Origin of the sequence: Gordonia sp. NPDC127522 (assembly GCF_042672305.1) — a bacterium.
GTDB classification, from domain to species: Bacteria; Actinomycetota; Actinomycetes; order Mycobacteriales; family Mycobacteriaceae; genus Gordonia; species Gordonia hongkongensis.
Genome location: NZ_JBHXVK010000026.1, coordinates 13,199 through 29,338, shown reverse-complemented (window position 1 = coordinate 29,338; position 16,140 = coordinate 13,199). Strand labels below are relative to the sequence as shown.

The following is a 16,140-nucleotide window of genomic DNA, read 5'->3' as shown; positions in this document are numbered from 1 at the left end:
TGCGAGCGAAGCGAGCCACGAAGGGTGTAACAACGTGTCTCGCCAGCCCTTCGAGGCTCGTCGCTTGCGCTCCTCACACCTCAGGGAGCAGGGGTTATGGGCTTCTTTCAGATCAGGGAGCAGGGTGGGTGGCTCGCGCCCTCCCGCACCTCAGCGTTGAGTGGGTTGTGGTCGGCTCGGCGTCAGCGCGTGAACGATCCGCTGCCCGGGACGACCGTGAAGGTCTGGTCGCCCTGGCCGAGGATCGTCGTGGTGAACTCGACCGATCCCGCTCCGGTCGCAACGGCGACCCCGTCGGACGGACGCCCGTCCGCACATGCGGCGAAGACCTCGTCGCCGGATGCGCCGGTCGAGGTGTTCTTCCAGGTGATCCCGACGCGCGCATCCTTCAGGTTGGTGGCGCAGGACTCGGTGGGCGTCGTGTTGAGCGTGATCAGCGTGACCCCGGGTTCGGTGGCCGAGGCGAGGATGCTCGCCACGAAACCGCCCGTGATGCCGTTGGCGCCGACGGTGACTCCGGCGTTGGGGACCTGCTCCACGCTGAGGGGTCGTTCCGCGGGTGCGGCGAAGGCGGTGCCTGCTCCTACGCCGAACGCTCCCACTGCCGCAATCGCCCCGATCGTCGCCACAGTTGTGCGTCGCATCTGTATCTCCCGTCACTTTGGACACGTACGGAGCCAGACTACGGGAGTGAGATTGGACTCTCCAATGCGAGATCGGCGGTACATCGCTGATAGAAGGGATTTCATGAGCCAGCTGCACGATCCCCTGTCCGCGTTCCACCTCGGCGACATCTCGGTGTCGGAGTCGGGGGTGCGGGCCTCGCAGCGGCTGTGCGCGCGGTTCGCCGACCATCGCGGCGTGATCGAGTTGCCGGCGCTCGCCGTGCTGTTCGATCACTGCGGTGGTATCCCGTTCCATCGCATCCACGACGACCCCGCCGCGGCGACCCTCCAGGCACGCCTGACGATGTCCACGCACGGCCGCGCAGAAGTGGGCGACCTGGTTGCCGCACGGGCCGAGGTGGTCATGCACGACGACGACTGGGGCTCGACGTCGGTCGAGATCCGCACCGGTACCGGGGACCTGTGCTGCGTCGGGACCGCGCGCAACGTCCGTGTCGGACGTGCCCCGACCGGCGCCACCCCGTCCGCCGAGATCGGCCACGCGACACCGCAATGCAGCGACGATGGCGGGTCCGTCCTGCCCGAGCCCATACCCGCCGTGCTGTCCGGGCGGGCCGTGGTCGAGGAGATCGCGTCGAAGATGCGGGAACCCGGCCCGCTCACCGACATGCTCAACGGCCGCGTCGAGGTGATCGACGGCACCACCGACCGTGAGTCCGGCATCCGCTTTCGCAGCGCCACCGGACCGTGGATGGGCAACATGTTCGGCACCATGCACGGCGGCGTCATCGCCACCATCGCCGGCCAGGCGGCATCGTTCGCCGGGCATCTGCATGCCGGTGCCGGGCAGGAGTACTCGATCGGGGACATGGCGATCGGTTTCTACCGTTCACCTGCTGTCGACGGCAGTGAAGTGGTGGTCGAGGTGACGCCGATCAAACTCGGCCGCCGCATCTCGTCCTTCGAGGCGACGATGACCTCCTACGACGACGTCCTGCTGAGCCGAGCCACGGTCGACATTCACTACCGCTGATCGCAGTTGGGTCGTCGACCGGCCGAGCAGCGTCTATCGGGCGTGGCGAGGTTGCCGCGTCCGTCGAGGTCACCTCTTGTGCTCGGGTCGCCGAGTGGCTTCGACTCGGCGCCTCGCTCCGCTCGGTGCCGGCTCAACCAGCGGGGGCGCGGGTTGCCGAGTGGCTTCGACTCGGCGCCTCGCTCCGCTCGGTGCCGGCTCAACCAGCGGTGGGGGCGCGGGTTGTCGAGTGGCTTCGACTCGGCGCCTCGACCTCGACGCGCTCCTTCGTCGCTTGCTCGGCCCGGCGGCTCCGCTCGGTGCCGGCTCAACCAGTAGCGCTACCTGCGAGAAAAACAATCAAGCGCGCTTGATTCTTCTGAGGCCGTGTGTGAGGGTGATCGCATGCCTGAGGGACAAGCAGCCGTGATCGGCGTCGTCGCCGACCTCGAAGCCGAATCCGCGCAGCTCGACACGCTCGTCGCGGGTCTCGACGATGCGGGCTGGGCCACCCCGACGCCGGCGCCGGGCTGGACGATCGCGCACCAGATCGCGCATCTGGCGTGGACCGACGAGGTGGCGGCGATCGCGGCCACCGACCCGGACCGGTTCGGCGCCTTGCTCTCCGAGGCGGCGAGCGGTGCGGCGACCTATGTCGACGACGCCGCCGAAGCGGGGGCCGCCGCGCCGGCCGACGAGATCCTGGCCGGGTGGCGGGCGGCGCGCGACCGTCTCGCCGACGCGCTGCGCGAGGTACCGGCCGGCGTCAAGATCCCGTGGTTCGGACCACCGATGTCCGCGGCGTCGATGGCGACCGCGCGCCTGATGGAGACATGGGCACACGGCCTCGATGTCGCCGACGCCCTCGGTGTTCCCGTCGTGCCGACCGATCGGATCCGCAGCGTCGTCCACATCGGTGTCCGCACACGCGACTTCGCCTACATCGTCAACGGCCGTACGCCGCCGGCCGAGCCGTTCCACTACGCGCTCACCGCGCCGTCGGGCGAGATCTGGACCTGGGGCCCGGACGACGCGTCGAACAGCGTGCGCGGGCCGGCCCTCGACTTCTGCTTCCTGGTGACCCAGCGACGCGCACTCACCGACCTCGACCTCGAGCTCATCGGACCCGACGCGGTCGAATGGTCGGGGATCGCACAGTGTTTCGCAGGTCCGCCCGGGCCGGGTCGCGAACCGCGGGCGAGCTGAGACGCCCGTCGTCGTCACCGTCCGCCGCTGACGTCCACCGCCCCCCAGACGCCGCCGAATCGTCCGATCACAGCAGCACGCAGTCGCACGCAGTCCGACAGGAGAACACGATGCCCATCGCCAGTCCGATCTGGGAGACACCCGAACGCCTCGAATTGCGTTCCACCGTGCGCCGATTCGTCGACAAGCACATCCTCCCGTTCCAGGACGACTGGGAGCGCGAGGGTGCCATCCCCCGTGAACTGCACATCGAGGCGGCCAAACTGGGTCTGTTCGGGCTCGGGGTCCCCGAGGAAGTGGGTGGCTCCGGCGGTGATCTGATCGACAGCACGATCCTCGGCGAGGAACTCCACTACGCCGGCGCGGCCGGTGGCGTCTTCGCGTCGCTGTTCACCCACGGCATCGCCCTGCCGCACCTGATCGCCGCCGGCGACCCCGACCAGATCGACCGGTGGGTGCGGCCCACGCTCGCGGGCGAGAAGATCGGAAGTCTGGCGATCACCGAACCCGGCGGCGGAAGCGACGTCGGCCACCTGACGACGAAGGCCGAGCGCGACGGGGACCACTACGTCGTCAACGGTTCCAAGACCTACATCACCTCCGCGGTCCGCGCCGACTTCGTCGTCGTCGCCGTCCGCACCGGAGGGCCGGGAGCCGCGGGCGTCTCACTGCTCGTCGTCGAAAAGGGCACACCCGGTTTCGAGGTCACCCGGAAACTGGACAAGATGGGGTGGCGCAGTTCCGACACCGCGGAACTGTCCTTCGTGGATGCGCGGGTGCCGGTCACCAACCTGGTCGGACCCGAGAACTCCGGATTCGCGCAGATAGCAACCGCTTTCGTCACCGAACGGTCCGGTCTGGCGGTGCAGGCGTACGCCAGTGCGCAACGCTGCCTCGACCTCACCCTGCAGTGGGCGCGTGACCGTGAGACCTTCGGCAAACCGATCATCGCGCGGCAGTCGGTGCAGGACACGCTGATCGAGATGGCACGCCGCATCGACGTCGCCCGCACCTACACGCGGGCCCTCGTCGAACGGAAGGTCAGCTCCACCGACGACCTCATCGCCGAGGTGTGCTTCGCCAAGAACACCGCGGTCGAGGCGGGGGAGTGGGTGGCCAACAAAGCCGTTCAGCTGCACGGCGGTCTCGGTTACATGACCGGCACCGAGGTCGAACGGCAATACCGCGACATGCGCATCATCGGGATCGGTGGCGGCACCACCGAGATCCTCAACGGACTGGCCGCCAAACGGCTCGGTTACCAGGCCTGACCGGCCGCCGAAATCGTACGCCGCCGAACCACATCGAAGACCGAGACAGGGAGCATCGACATGACCGTGGACACCAATCCGTTCGTGGAGACCACCGAGCGCGCCGAACTGCGCGCGGCGGTCGCCGGACTGGCCGCGAAGTACGGCCAGGAGTACTTCCGCGAGTGCGCACGCACCGGCCACAAGACCGACGAGTTGTGGGCCGAGGCGGGCAAGCTCGGGTTCATCGGGGTCAATCTCCCCGAACAGTATGGCGGTGGCGGTGCCGGTATGTATGAGCTCGCCATCGTGATGGAGGAGATCGCCGCGTCGGGCACCGGACTGCTGATGCTCGTCGTCTCACCGGCCATCTGCGGCAACGTCATCGCGCGTTTCGGCACCGACGAGCAGAAGCAGCGGTGGCTGCCGGGTCTCGCCGACGGGTCGATCACGATGGCGTTCGGTATCACCGAACCCGATGCCGGCTCCAATTCCCACCAGATCACCACCACGGCCCGTCGGGACGGCTCGGACTGGTTGCTCACCGGCCAGAAGGTCTACATCTCCGGTGTCGACCAGGCGCAGGCCGTGTTGATCGTCGCCCGCACCGAAGACGCGAAGACCGGCAACCTCAAGCCCGCGCTCTTCATCGTCCCCACCGACTCCGAGAACTTCTCGTACACGATGATCGACATGGAACTGCAGAACCCAGAGAAGCAGTTCCAGCTCTTCCTCGACGATGTGCGATTGCCCGCCGACGCGCTCGTCGGCTCCGAGGACGCTGCCCTGAGTCAACTGTTCGCCGGGCTCAATCCGGAACGCATCATGGCCGCGGCGTCGGCCGTCGGGATGGGCCGGTTCGCGCTCGACAAGGCGGTGTCGTACGTGAAGGAGCGCACGGTGTGGAAGACGCCGATCGGTGCGCACCAGGCGATCGCGCACCCGCTCGCCCAGGGCAAGGTCGAGCTCGAGATGGCCAAGCTGATGATGCAGAAGGCCGCGACCCTCTACGACGCCGGCGACGACTGGGGCGCCGCGGAGCCGGCCAACATGGCGAAGTACGCGGCCGCCGAGGCCTGTGTGAAGGTCGTCGACCAGGCCGTGCACTCCCTGGGCGGCAACGGTCTGACCACCGAGTACGGACTGGCGCCGATGCTGAGCCTCGCCCGGATCGCCCGCATCGCCCCGGTGAGCCGGGAGATGATCCTCAACTTCGTCGCGCAGACCAGCCTCGGGCTGCCGAAGTCCTACTGAGGTCAGCGGTGACCACGTCGTCGGCGAACACCCGCTCGCCGCAACAGGAACGCTCACGGTTGACCCGCGAGCGCCTGTTGCGGTCGACGGTCGACGCGCTGGCCGCGGACGGCTGGGCCGCCGCGACCGTGGCCGCGGTCGCCGAACGTGCCGGCGTGTCCCGCGGTGCGGCGCAACATCACTTCCCGACGCGCGAAGCCCTCATCACCGCGGCACTCGAGCAGGTCTTCGAGGACATGACCCGCGCTGCCGTCGGGGATCCGCACGCATCGCCGGAGGCGGCCGACGAAGTGACCCCGGACCGGGTCATCCGCGCCGTCCAGCGGGCCGTCGACGTCTACACCGGCACCGAATTCAAGGCAGCACTCCAGGTCTGGGCCGCCGCCGCGTCCGACCCGGCGCTGCGGCGGCTCATCCTGCCTCTCGAAGCGAAGTTCGCCCGCGCGGCCCATCAGCGGACGATGGCCGCGATGGGGGTGGCCCCGGACGACGAGACCGGTTACCGGCTGGTGCAGGCGACTCTGGACATGGCGCGCGGACTCGGCCTGGCGGACACGCTGTCCGATGACTCCGCCCGGCGTGCGCTGGTCGTCGACACCTGGTCGGCGCAGCTCGTCGCGGCGTTCGGGAGCGCGCCCGCGGACCGGCTGGGCGCGGACTAGCGGCGTTCGGGGGGGGGCGGGGTGTCCGGGCTCTGGCGCATCGGGTCGCCGGCGACGTGGGTGGCCGGTTCGCCCGAGGGAGACGGCACCTCGGGCGAACCGACCGGGTCTTCACTCCGCGTGGATGATGACCCCGCGGATGTTCTTGCCGTCCCGCAGATCCTGGTACCCGTCGTTGACCTGGTCGAGGGTGTAGGTCTGCGTGACCAGTTCGTCGAGCTTGAGCTGCCCGGCGTCGTACAGGCGCAGCAGTTTGACGATGTCGTACTGCGGATTGGCCGAGCCGAACAGACTGCCCTTGATGGTTTTCTGGTTCAGGGTCAGATCGGTTCCGGAGACCTGCACGGTCAGCTTCGTCGGATCGGCGAGACCGGTGATGACGACCGTCCCGCCCTTGCCCACGACGGCGGTCGCGTTGGCCACGACCTCCGCGTCGACCGTGCCGACGAGGATGAGGGCCTGGTCGGCACCCTGCCCCCAGGTCAGTTCGTTGACCTTCTCCGCGGCCTCGGCGGCGTCGGCGAAGGCATGTGTGGCACCGAATTTGAGCGCCGTGTCGCGCTTGAGCGCGACCGGGTCGACGACCACGACGTATTTGGCCCCGGCCGACACCGCGCCCTGGACCGCGTTGATGCCCAGGCCGCCGATGCCGTAGATCACCACGGTGTCGCCGGCACGCACGCCGCCCGCGTACACCGAGGTGCCCCAGCCCGAGGGCACGCCGCAACCGACGAGCACTGCCTTGTCGAGCGGCAACCACTCGTCGACCTTGACGACCGAGTGCTGCGAGATCGTCGCGCGTTCGGCGAAGGTGCCGAGCATGCACATGGCTCCGAAATCGTCACCGCCACCGTGGAATCGGAATGTGCCATCGGGCATCGAGCCCTCGAGGATGGTGGCGCCCATGTCGCAGAGGTTCTGCCGGCCGGTGGAGCAGTAGCGGCAGGTGCCGCAGTTCGGGATGAAGCTGCAGACCACGTGGTCGCCGGGCTTGACCTTGGTGACGCCCGGGCCGACCGCCTCGATGATCCCCGAACCCTCGTGGCCGCCCACGATCGGATAGCGGGGCGGGAGGTCGCCGTCGGTCAGGTGAAGGTCGGAGTGGCACAGGCCGGCCGCGGTGTACTTGATCAGCACCTCGCCTTCGCGGGGCTCGTCGAGGTCGAGTTCGACGATCTCGAACGGCTTTCCGGGTCCGGTGAGGACGGCTGCCTTGGTGGTGAGAGACATGAATCGTGCTCCTTGGGTGTACTCGAGGGCGGATGGGGGGTCAGAGCGAGATGTTGACGGCCTTGGTCTGGGTGTAGAGCTCGATGGCCGACGAGCCGAGTTCGCGCCCCCAGCCCGACTGCTTGTAACCGCCGAACGGCATCGCGGTGTCGAAGCCGTTGTACTGGTTCACCCAGACCGAACCGGCCTTGATCTGGCGAGCGGTCCGGTGTGCCTTGGACAGATCCGTGGTCCAGATGCCTGCTGCGAGACCATAGATGGAGTCGTTGGCCGCGGCCGCGACCCCGGTGTCGGCATCGAAGGGCATGGCGGCGACGACGGGACCGAAGATCTCCTCCTGCACGATCGAGAAACTCGGGTCGACGTCGACGAAGACGGTCGGCTCGATGAAGAATCCTTCGTCGCCCCAACGCTTTCCGCCCGTCAACGCCCGTGCGCCGTCGGCGAGGCCCGCCGACAGGTATCCCGAGACGCGATCGAACTGCTCTTGACTGACCAACGGTCCGAGTTCGGTCGACGGGTCGAGGCCGGGTCCGATCTTGGCCTGCGAAGCCGCCTCGGCGACGGCCGCGGTGAAGTCGTCGAAGATCGGCCGCTCGACGAAGAGACGTGTTCCGGCGACACAGCACTGTCCGTGGTTGAACATCCAGGCCGCGACCGACCCGGCGACCGCCTTCTCGAAGTCGGCGTCGGCGAACACGATGTTGGGGCTCTTGCCGCCGAGTTCCAGCGACACCTTCTTGAGGTTGCCCTTCGCGGCGTCGACGATCTTCTTGCCGACCTCCGTCGAGCCGGTGAACGCGATCTTGTCGACGTCGTCGTGCGCGGCGAGCGCCGCGCCGGCCTCGCCGTAACCGGTGACGATGTTGACCACGCCCGGCGGGAAGCCGGCCTCTTGGAACACCTCGCCGAGGAGCAGGGCCGTCAGCGGGGTCTGCTCGGCCGGTTTGAGGATGACGGTGTTGCCGGCCGCCAATGCCGGGGCCAGCTTGAACGCGGCCATCAGGAGCGGGAAGTTCCACGGCACGATCAGGCCGCAGACTCCGACCGGCTCGCGCAGGGTGTACGCGTGGAACTCGCCGCCGGGCACGAACGGCATCGATACATCGACCGTCGAGCCGGTGATCTTGGTGGCGAGGCCCGCGTTGTAGCGGAAGATGTCGGCCGACCAGTTGGTGTCGACCGCGGCGGCGATGGTGGCCGCCTTGCCGTTGTCGAGCGCCTCCAACTGGCCGAACTCCTCGGTGCGTTCGGTGAGGATGTCGCCGACCCGCCAGAGCAGGCGTTCGCGCTCGTTGGGCTTCATCCGGGTCCACGGGCCGTCGTCGAAGGCCTGGCGCGCGGCACGGACCGCGCGGTCGATGTCGGTCGCGTCGCCGTGGGCGACCGAGGTGAGCGGACGCGCCGTCGCGGGATCGATGGTCTCGAAGGTGCGGCCCGAGGCCGACCACACCCACTCACCGCCGATCAGCATCGGACGGTCTGCGGAGATGAAATCGCGAACGCGCTCATGCAGGACGGTGTCGGGAACGACGGCGGTCATGTGGCCTCCTGGTCGGCGTGGTGCCGGCGGTGATGTGGTCTGTGGAGTGATCTCGGTCATATTCGACCTGACTTATTTCTCTCACCGTTCCGACATGTCGCCGTGTCCAGAAACTGAACACCTGGGCTGTACAGGGTCGCGAGCGTCGCGGTTCTCCGCTGACCAGGTGAGGAGGGCAGCCGTCGGTCCGAGCGGGCGACGAAGAAGCGCGTCGAGGTCGAGGAGCCGCGTCGAAGCCAGTGGTCGGGTCTGCGGGGTCGGTCGCCAGGTGGCCTCGACGGGCACGGCGTCCTCGCTGCGCTCGGTCGACGCTGCTCGACCAGCGGGGGCTTGATCATCGCGGCGCTCGCACGGCAGACGCTGCGGGACTCGATGCCCCGCACCACGGTGCCGGAGTAGCCGGCGCGCTCAGATGTCCAGTGCGCGCATCCGCGAGTACAGCGTGGTCCGGCTGATGCCGAGATCCCTTGCGGCATGCACCTTGTTGCCGCGGGCACGGTCCAGCGCCTCGACGATCGCGGTGCGCTCGGCCTGCTCCCGGCCGGACAGGTGCGCGGCCCGGCTGGTCGTCCGATAGGCGGGTGGCAGGTCGGCGGGTTCGACGACCCGCGCGGCGCGCGCTCGGCACGTCAAGGCGGCCTGCCGGAGCACCGAGTTGAGCTCGGTGAGGTTGCCCGGCCAGTCGTCGCAGAGCAGCGCGTCCGTCGCCAGTCCGGACAACGTGAGCTCCGGGTCGATGTCGGTCAGTGCGCTGCTCGCGATCGACGCGAGCTCCGAGGTCCGATGACGCAGCGGGGCGAGATCGACCCGCGTCGCACATCGCGCGACGAGCGCGGCCACCCCCGGACTCGCCTGGTCCCGGGGTCCGCCGACGACGATCAGCGGGGACTCCGGCGAGCTCGACACCGCCACGCGTCCGAGTAGGGCGACCGCCTGCGTGTCGAGCAAGTCGACGCCGTCGATCACCAGGGTCGTGCGCATCGACCGGGCGCGTCCGACGAACGCGGGGATGTCGGGGCGACGACCGCTGATGATCTCGTCGGCGACATCGACGACCACCGGCGGCGAGTCGGCGTCGGCGGCGAGCGCAGCGGCGTGGGTGCTGCGTCCGGTGCCCGGTTCGCCGGTGATCGCGACGCTCGTGCGGGACGGGGCGGTCGGTGGCGCGGACCGCCTCGGCGGCGGCTCGCTGACCGGCCGGAAACGGAACAGGGCCGCGCCGCAGGCACCCGGTACGGGTTCGACCGCGACCTCGACCTCGGCGCCCGACACCAGCGTCAGCGGCAGCACCGTCGCGCGCAGTGCGGGGTCGGTCGCGACGATCCGCATCGCGCCGATGTCGGTGGGGGAGAGCAGTTCGGCGGCAAGGGCATTCGTGAGCTGGAGGTCGTCGCCGATGGCCGCGACGGCGAGGTCGCGACGCGGTGCGGCGCGCTGGAACGCGTCGAGGACGCATCGCTGGTGCGCTCGCGACCGGTCCAGCAGGCGGTCGGCGATGTCGGCGACGATCCCGTTGACGACCGGGATCGCCAGGGGATTGATGCGATCGGCGATCTCGGACATGCAGATGATCCCGGCCAGCCTGCGGGTCGCGGGATGGATGATCGGCTGTCCGAAGCAACTGATCGACTTGAACTGGTCCAGGTAGTGCTCGGAGCTGTTCACGACGATCCCGCCCCGGGTCTCCGCCGGGGTACCGAGGGCTGTCGTCCCGACGACGTCCTCGCCGAACGGCACGCCCGGCGAGGCGCCGATCGCGTCGAGACGGCGCTCCACGGTCGTGCCGAACGCCACCCGCGTCACCATCCGGCACTCGTGGTCGACGAGCAGCAGCGAGACATCGGTGTCGGCGAGTCGGGCGGCGGCGTCGTCGAGGACCGGGCGGGCGGCGTCCAGCAGCGGGTCGGCGGCAGCGATGTCCTGGACCTGCGTCGGCGTCCGGTCCCCGGGGCGGACCCCGGACAGCTCCGAACGACGCCACGACGACTCGATGACGGGCCGTCGGGGCGACGAATCGGAGGTGCGGTGCAACGTGTCGATACCCACCAACGTGACACACGTCACCGTGGAACGAAAGGCCGGGTCCGCGATCGGCGGTGGCCGGGCCCCGATCGCGGGGTACTACCGTGGTCGCATGCGCGTGGCGACCTGGAACGTGAACTCCGTGAAGCAGCGCATCCCGCGCCTGTTGCCCTGGCTCGACGAGCGCCGACCCGACGTGGTGTGCCTGCAGGAGACCAAACTCTCCGACGCCGCGTTCGACGAGTCGCTCGGCACCGATCTCGCCGACCGCGGATACGAGGTCGCGCACGCCGGACAGGGGCAGTGGAACGGGGTGGCGCTGTTGTCGCGGGTCGGACTCGACGACGTCCGGATCGGATTCGACGGCATGCCCGGTTACCCCGACCCGTCGACTCTCGAGGCGCGGGCGGTGTCGGCGGTGTGCGGCGGACTCCGCATCCACTCGCTGTACGTGCCCAACGGCCGGACCCCGGACTCGGAGCATTACACCTACAAACTCGAATGGCTCGCGGCGCTGGCCCGCGCCGTGGAGGACCCGGCCACGACACTCCTGTGCGGCGACATGAACATCGCGCCGGCCGACGCCGACCTGTTCGACCCCGCCGCGTATGTGGGACACACCCACGTCACCCCGGCGGAACGGGCCGCGCTGGCGACCTTCGCATCAATGGGCCTGCGCGACGTCGTCCGGGACCGGTGGCCGGGCGAGCGTGTGTTCAGCTACTGGGACTACCGCGCCGGCATGTTCCACAAAGACCTCGGGATGCGCATCGACCTGATCCTCGCCGGAGCGTCCGCTGCCGATCGCGTCGCGGCCGCCTGGATCGACCGGAAAGCACGCAAGGGCAGCAAGCCGAGTGACCACGCGCCGGTCGTCGTCGACCTCGACGAGGCTCCCGATGGCGACGTCGGACCGGTGGTCCCGCCGCCGTCGAATCCGGCGAAACCCGGTGCGACGAAGGTGAAACTGCCGCAGACGCCGGAATGATGCCCCGCCCGGCGTCCACGACGCGCCTGCGCCGTTCGGTCATCGCGGCCGCCCGGGCCTACGGGCGCCTGCTCGGCACGGTGCTCTCCGTCGCCCGCCGACTCGGGGCGGGACGACTCGGCGACGCCCCGGCGGCCACGGCAGGTGTGCTCCTCGCGGTGCACCTGGCGCCGGTGACGATCTGGCTCGGCCCGCTCGGGTTCGTCGTCGTGCTGGGCGCGGGCCTCGTCACGTCGAACGTCATCCGCCGCCGCGTGCGTCATCGCGGGTTGACCCCGGCCGAGCGAAGCGTGGCCGTGGCGGTCTTCGGGGACGCGGCGTGGCTCGATGACGTCGTCCTCACCGATCTCGCCGGTCGTGGCGGGCGCGCATTCACGGTGCCCGCGGTCGACGGACGCATCCTCTGCAACCTCGGGTCGCAGCTCGACGCGACCCTGGGGCAGGGGACCAGGGCATACCCGGTGCCGGGCCAGCTGCTCATCCACGAACTGGTCCACGCCTGGCAGATCGCCGCTGCCCGGTCGCCTGCCGGGTTCCTCGCCGAGGCGTTGGCCGACCAGGCCCGGTACGAACTGGGCGAGGACGTGTACGGCGTGCGCGATGCCGGTGAGAACCACCACATGCCGCGCCGGGGCGAGGTGGAACGGCAGGCGACGATCGTCGACCGGTGGTTCGGCGGTCAGTCCTCGCCGACGCGTCGACCGTGCGACCCCGACAGCCCGTCCGCACCCGTGATCGAGCAGCTCAGGCGACCCGTGCAGCGCGGGTGACGGAATGGTCGCACCCGGGTTCGCGCCCTCGACGCATGCGGTTTCACGGTGTAGAAGTGGGAGGGTCACGCCGAGCACGAGCGTGGCCCCTGAGCCGATCGCACACGACCCGTTCACCTGCCGGTTGCGTGCAGGATCCGTTTTTTGACCTGTGTAAACCCGATCGGTAGAGTGGATCGTCGGTGCCCGGCCCATGCTGGGCCAGTCCGCATGCCTGCCCTACGGCTCTCGAGCCGCCGAGCATCTCGGGGTACGGCCGGCAGAGGGACTGACAGGCGAATCCGCTGTCGAGTGTATGACACGCCCGACCTCGGGGTAGCGAAAATGTACTGACCAGCACATACGTGCTGGTGGGGCGAGTTGTGGAAGCCGCGAAAACAGGCCTGCGAGCCCATTTCGTGCTTGCCCGGAGCACCAACCACAACCGATGACAAAGAGGAACGAACACCTAGTGCCAACCATCAATCAGCTGGTCCGCAAGGGCCGTCACGACAAGGCTGCCAAGACCAAGACCGCGGCCCTCAAGGGAAGCCCGCAGCGTCGTGGCGTGTGCACCCGCGTCTACACCACCACCCCCAAGAAGCCGAACTCGGCGCTGCGCAAGGTCGCCCGTGTGCGCCTGACCAGCTCGGTCGAGGTCACCGCCTACATCCCCGGCGAAGGCCACAACCTGCAGGAGCACTCGATGGTGCTCGTCCGTGGCGGTCGTGTGAAGGACCTCCCGGGTGTGCGCTACAAGATCATCCGCGGCTCGCTCGACACCCAGGGTGTCAAGGACCGCAAGCAGGCTCGCAGCCGCTACGGCGCCAAGAAGGGGAACTGATAAGTCATGCCACGTAAAGGACCCGCTCCCAAGCGTCCCCTCATCAACGATCCCGTCTACGGTTCGCCGCTGGTCACCCAGCTGGTCAACAAGATCCTGCTGGACGGCAAGAAGTCGACCGCCGAGCGCATCGTCTACGGCGCCCTCGAGCAGGCTCGCGACAAGACCGGCACCGATCCGGTCGTCACCCTCAAGCGCGCTCTCGACAACGTGAAGCCCACCCTCGAGGTGAAGAGCCGCCGCGTCGGTGGTGCCACCTACCAGGTGCCGATCGAGGTCAAGCCGAACCGCGCCAACACCCTTGCGCTCCGCTGGCTCGTCAGCTTCAGCCGTCAGCGTCGTGAGAAGACCATGGTCGAGCGTCTCGCCAACGAGCTGCTGGACGCGTCCAACGGTCTCGGTGCTTCGGTGAAGCGCCGCGAGGACACCCACAAGATGGCCGAGGCCAACCGGGCGTTCGCGCACTACCGCTGGTGACACCAACCGTCCGCGGCGTCGGGGAACACGACGCCGCGGACGGTTCCACCTCAGACCCAACACCTCTAGCGAAAATGCGAGGCGATTAAGTGGCACAGGAAGTGCTCAGCGACCTGAACAAGGTTCGCAACATCGGCATCATGGCCCACATCGATGCCGGCAAGACCACCGCCACCGAGCGAATCCTCTTCTACACCGGTGTGAACTACAAGATCGGTGAAACCCACGACGGTGCCTCGACCACCGACTGGATGGAGCAGGAGAAGGAGCGGGGGATCACCATCACCTCCGCGGCGGTGACGTGTTTCTGGAACAAGAACCAGATCAACATCATCGACACCCCCGGCCACGTCGACTTCACCGTCGAGGTGGAGCGCAGCCTCCGCGTGCTCGACGGCGCGGTCGCGGTGTTCGACGGCAAGGAAGGCGTCGAGCCGCAGTCCGAGCAGGTCTGGCGTCAGGCGGAGAAGTACGACGTCCCGCGTATCTGCTTCGTCAACAAGATGGACAAGCTCGGAGCGGACTTCTTCTTCACCGTGCGCACCATCGAGGAGCGCCTCGGCGCCAAGCCGCTGGTCCTGCAGCTGCCGATCGGTGCCGAGGACAACTTCGACGGCGTCGTCGACCTCATCGAGCAGAAGGCCATCACCTGGCGCGGAACCGTCGAGATCGGCGCCGCGCCGACCATCGAGGAGATCCCCGCCGATCTGGTCGACCAGGCTGCGGAGTACCGCGAGAAGCTCCTCGAGACGGTCGCCGAGACCGACGAGGCCCTGCTCGAGAAGTACTTCGGCGGCGAAGAGCTGACCACCGAGGAGATCAAGGGCGCGATCCGCAAGCTCACGATCGCCCGTGAGTTCTACCCGGTGATCTGTGGCTCGGCGTTCAAGAACAAGGGCGTGCAGCCCATGCTCGACGCGATCATCGACTACCTGCCGTCCCCGCTGGACGTGCCGTCGGTCGAGGGTCACGCCGTGGGCGACGAGGAGGAGATCCTCTCGCGCAAGCCGTCCGCGGACGAGCCGTTCTCGGCTCTCGCGTTCAAGATCGCGGCTCACCCGTTCTTCGGCAAGCTCACCTTCGTGCGCGTGTACTCCGGCAAGATCAACGCCGGCACCCAGGTGCTCAACGCCACCAAGGGCAAGAAAGAGCGCGTCGGCAAGCTCTTCCAGATGCATGCCAACAAGGAGAATCCGGTCGAGGACGCCACCGCGGGCCACATCTACGCGATGATCGGTCTCAAGGACACCACCACCGGAGACACCCTGTGCGATTCGGCGTCGCCGATCGTGCTCGAGTCCATGAGCTTCCCGGACCCGGTCATCAACGTCTCGATCGAGCCGAAGACCAAGTCCGACCAGGAGAAGCTGGGCACCGCGATCCAGAAGCTCGCCGAAGAGGACCCGACCTTCTCGGTCCAGCTCGACGAGGAGACCGGCCAGACCGTCATCGGCGGTATGGGCGAGCTCCACCTCGACATCCTCGTCGACCGCATGAAGCGCGAGTTCAAGGTCGAGGCCAACGTCGGCAAGCCGCAGGTGGCCTACCGCGAGACCATCCGCAAGACGGTCGAGAAGCACGAGTTCACCCACAAGAAGCAGACCGGTGGATCGGGCCAGTTCGCGAAGGTCATCATCAAGCTCGAGCCCCTGGTGGACGCCGAGGACGGTGCGACCTACGAGTTCGCCAACGCCGTCACCGGTGGCCGCGTCCCGCGCGAGTACATCCCGTCGGTGGACGCCGGTGCCCAGGACGCCATGCAGTACGGTGTCCTCGCCGGATACCCGCTGGTGAACCTGAAGGTCACCCTGCTCGACGGTCAGTACCACGACGTCGACTCCTCGGAGATGGCGTTCAAGATCGCCGGCTCGCAGGCCCTGAAGGAAGCTGCGCGGATGGCCGGTCCGGTCATCCTCGAGCCCCTGATGGCCGTCGAGGTCACGACTCCCGAGGACTACATGGGTGACGTGATCGGCGACCTGAACTCCCGCCGTGGCCAGATCCAGGCCATGGAGGAGCGCAGTGGTGCGCGTGTCGTGAAGGCACAGGTGCCGCTGTCGGAGATGTTCGGCTACATCGGAGACCTCCGGTCGAAGACCCAGGGCCGGGCAAACTACTCCATGGTGTTCGATTCGTACGCGGAGGTTCCCGCGAACGTGTCGAAGGAAATCATCGCGAAGGCCACCGGCGAGTAAATCCGGTCCTAGCGACATGCGCCGACCAGTTCTGCGCACCAACGTAAGAAGAAAACCCCTGCTGGGATCCGCCCAGTAGAGC

At 68.3% G+C, this 16,140-nt stretch carries 14 protein-coding genes; 10 read left to right on the top strand and 4 right to left on the bottom strand.

The window, feature by feature from the left end; translation table 11 throughout:
* Positions 1 to 182: 182 nt before the first annotated feature.
* A complete protein-coding gene (locus ACFVHY_RS23355) occupies positions 183 to 644 on the bottom strand; it encodes a hypothetical protein (RefSeq protein ID WP_065629678.1) in 462 nt (153 codons plus the stop codon).
* Between the two features lie 103 nt (positions 645 to 747).
* On the opposite strand from ACFVHY_RS23355, the gene ACFVHY_RS23350 reads away from it, so the two are divergent.
* From ACFVHY_RS23350 to ACFVHY_RS23330, 5 genes are all read left to right on the top strand, one after another.
* Positions 748 to 1,659, top strand: coding sequence for a PaaI family thioesterase (locus tag ACFVHY_RS23350; protein WP_390275750.1), 912 nt, complete (start codon positions 748 to 750; stop codon positions 1,657 to 1,659).
* A gap of 384 nt (positions 1,660 to 2,043) precedes the next feature.
* Positions 2,044 to 2,844, top strand: coding sequence for a TIGR03084 family metal-binding protein (locus tag ACFVHY_RS23345; RefSeq protein WP_390275749.1), 801 nt, complete (start codon positions 2,044 to 2,046; stop codon positions 2,842 to 2,844).
* Positions 2,845 to 2,954: 110 nt separating this feature from the next.
* A complete protein-coding gene (locus ACFVHY_RS23340) occupies positions 2,955 to 4,115 on the top strand; it encodes an acyl-CoA dehydrogenase family protein (protein ID WP_259937664.1) in 1,161 nt (386 codons plus the stop codon).
* 60 nt (positions 4,116 to 4,175) lie between these two features.
* Positions 4,176 to 5,348 (top strand): acyl-CoA dehydrogenase family protein, encoded by a 1,173-nt coding sequence (locus tag ACFVHY_RS23335; RefSeq protein WP_390275747.1) that lies wholly within the window; start codon positions 4,176 to 4,178, stop codon positions 5,346 to 5,348.
* Between the two features lie 8 nt (positions 5,349 to 5,356).
* Entirely contained in the window at positions 5,357 to 6,010 is a 654-nt protein-coding gene (locus tag ACFVHY_RS23330; RefSeq protein WP_288812559.1) for a TetR/AcrR family transcriptional regulator, read from the top strand.
* Positions 6,011 to 6,121: 111 nt separating this feature from the next.
* On the opposite strand, the gene ACFVHY_RS23325 is transcribed toward ACFVHY_RS23330, so the two are convergent.
* The 3 genes from ACFVHY_RS23325 to ACFVHY_RS23315 all read right to left on the bottom strand — a co-directional run bounded on the left by ACFVHY_RS23325 (position 6,122) and on the right by ACFVHY_RS23315 (position 10,589).
* Complete coding sequence (locus tag ACFVHY_RS23325; protein ID WP_064571951.1) at positions 6,122 to 7,240, bottom strand: NDMA-dependent alcohol dehydrogenase; 1,119 nt, start codon at positions 7,238 to 7,240, stop codon at positions 6,122 to 6,124.
* Positions 7,241 to 7,280: 40 nt separating this feature from the next.
* Positions 7,281 to 8,783 carry an aldehyde dehydrogenase family protein gene (locus ACFVHY_RS23320; RefSeq protein ID WP_390275746.1) on the bottom strand — a complete coding sequence of 501 codons (1,503 nt, stop codon included), beginning with the start codon at positions 8,781 to 8,783 and terminating at the stop codon, positions 7,281 to 7,283.
* Positions 8,784 to 9,191: 408 nt separating this feature from the next.
* Positions 9,192 to 10,589 carry a helix-turn-helix domain-containing protein gene (locus ACFVHY_RS23315; RefSeq protein WP_390275769.1) on the bottom strand — a complete coding sequence of 466 codons (1,398 nt, stop codon included), beginning with the start codon at positions 10,587 to 10,589 and terminating at the stop codon, positions 9,192 to 9,194.
* Positions 10,590 to 10,917: 328 nt separating this feature from the next.
* On the opposite strand from ACFVHY_RS23315, the gene ACFVHY_RS23310 reads away from it, so the two are divergent.
* The 5 genes from ACFVHY_RS23310 to fusA all read left to right on the top strand — a co-directional run bounded on the left by ACFVHY_RS23310 (position 10,918) and on the right by fusA (position 16,058).
* A complete protein-coding gene (locus ACFVHY_RS23310) occupies positions 10,918 to 11,793 on the top strand; it encodes an exodeoxyribonuclease III (protein WP_390275768.1) in 876 nt (291 codons plus the stop codon).
* A complete protein-coding gene (locus ACFVHY_RS23305; protein WP_390275745.1) occupies positions 11,790 to 12,563 on the top strand; it encodes a hypothetical protein in 774 nt (257 codons plus the stop codon). Before ACFVHY_RS23310 ends, ACFVHY_RS23305 begins: the two co-directional genes overlap by 4 nt.
* A 451-nt stretch (positions 12,564 to 13,014) precedes the next feature.
* Positions 13,015 to 13,386 carry a 30S ribosomal protein S12 gene (gene rpsL, locus ACFVHY_RS23300; RefSeq protein ID WP_004020596.1) on the top strand — a complete coding sequence of 124 codons (372 nt, stop codon included), beginning with the start codon at positions 13,015 to 13,017 and terminating at the stop codon, positions 13,384 to 13,386.
* A gap of 6 nt (positions 13,387 to 13,392) precedes the next feature.
* The gene (gene rpsG / locus ACFVHY_RS23295) at positions 13,393 to 13,863 is read left to right on the top strand and encodes a 30S ribosomal protein S7 (protein WP_004020595.1); all 471 of its coding nucleotides are present in this window, start codon (positions 13,393 to 13,395) and stop codon (positions 13,861 to 13,863) included.
* Positions 13,864 to 13,952: 89 nt separating this feature from the next.
* Positions 13,953 to 16,058, top strand: a complete 2,106-nt coding sequence (gene fusA, locus ACFVHY_RS23290; RefSeq protein ID WP_065629671.1) for an elongation factor G — start codon at positions 13,953 to 13,955, stop codon at positions 16,056 to 16,058.
* Positions 16,059 to 16,140: the final 82 nt, after the last annotated feature.

Excerpts from the sequence above, each read along its gene's own strand:
- ACFVHY_RS23335 (WP_390275747.1), top strand. The coding sequence starts at position 4,176 with ATGACCGTGGACACCAATCCGTTCGTGGAGACCACCGAGCGCGCCGAA.
- ACFVHY_RS23340 (WP_259937664.1), top strand. The coding sequence starts at position 2,955 with ATGCCCATCGCCAGTCCGATCTGGGAGACACCCGAACGCCTCGAATTG.
- ACFVHY_RS23320 (WP_390275746.1), bottom strand. The coding sequence starts at position 8,783 with ATGACCGCCGTCGTTCCCGACACCGTCCTGCATGAGCGCGTTCGCGAT.
- ACFVHY_RS23305 (WP_390275745.1), top strand. The coding sequence starts at position 11,790 with ATGATGCCCCGCCCGGCGTCCACGACGCGCCTGCGCCGTTCGGTCATC.
- ACFVHY_RS23345 (WP_390275749.1), top strand. The coding sequence starts at position 2,044 with ATGCCTGAGGGACAAGCAGCCGTGATCGGCGTCGTCGCCGACCTCGAA.
- ACFVHY_RS23350 (WP_390275750.1), top strand. The coding sequence starts at position 748 with ATGAGCCAGCTGCACGATCCCCTGTCCGCGTTCCACCTCGGCGACATC.
- ACFVHY_RS23355 (WP_065629678.1), bottom strand. The coding sequence starts at position 644 with ATGCGACGCACAACTGTGGCGACGATCGGGGCGATTGCGGCAGTGGGA.
- ACFVHY_RS23310 (WP_390275768.1), top strand. The coding sequence starts at position 10,918 with ATGCGCGTGGCGACCTGGAACGTGAACTCCGTGAAGCAGCGCATCCCG.
- ACFVHY_RS23325 (WP_064571951.1), bottom strand. The coding sequence starts at position 7,240 with ATGTCTCTCACCACCAAGGCAGCCGTCCTCACCGGACCCGGAAAGCCG.
- rpsG (WP_004020595.1), top strand. The coding sequence starts at position 13,393 with ATGCCACGTAAAGGACCCGCTCCCAAGCGTCCCCTCATCAACGATCCC.
- ACFVHY_RS23315 (WP_390275769.1), bottom strand. The coding sequence starts at position 10,589 with ATGGTGACGCGGGTGGCGTTCGGCACGACCGTGGAGCGCCGTCTCGAC.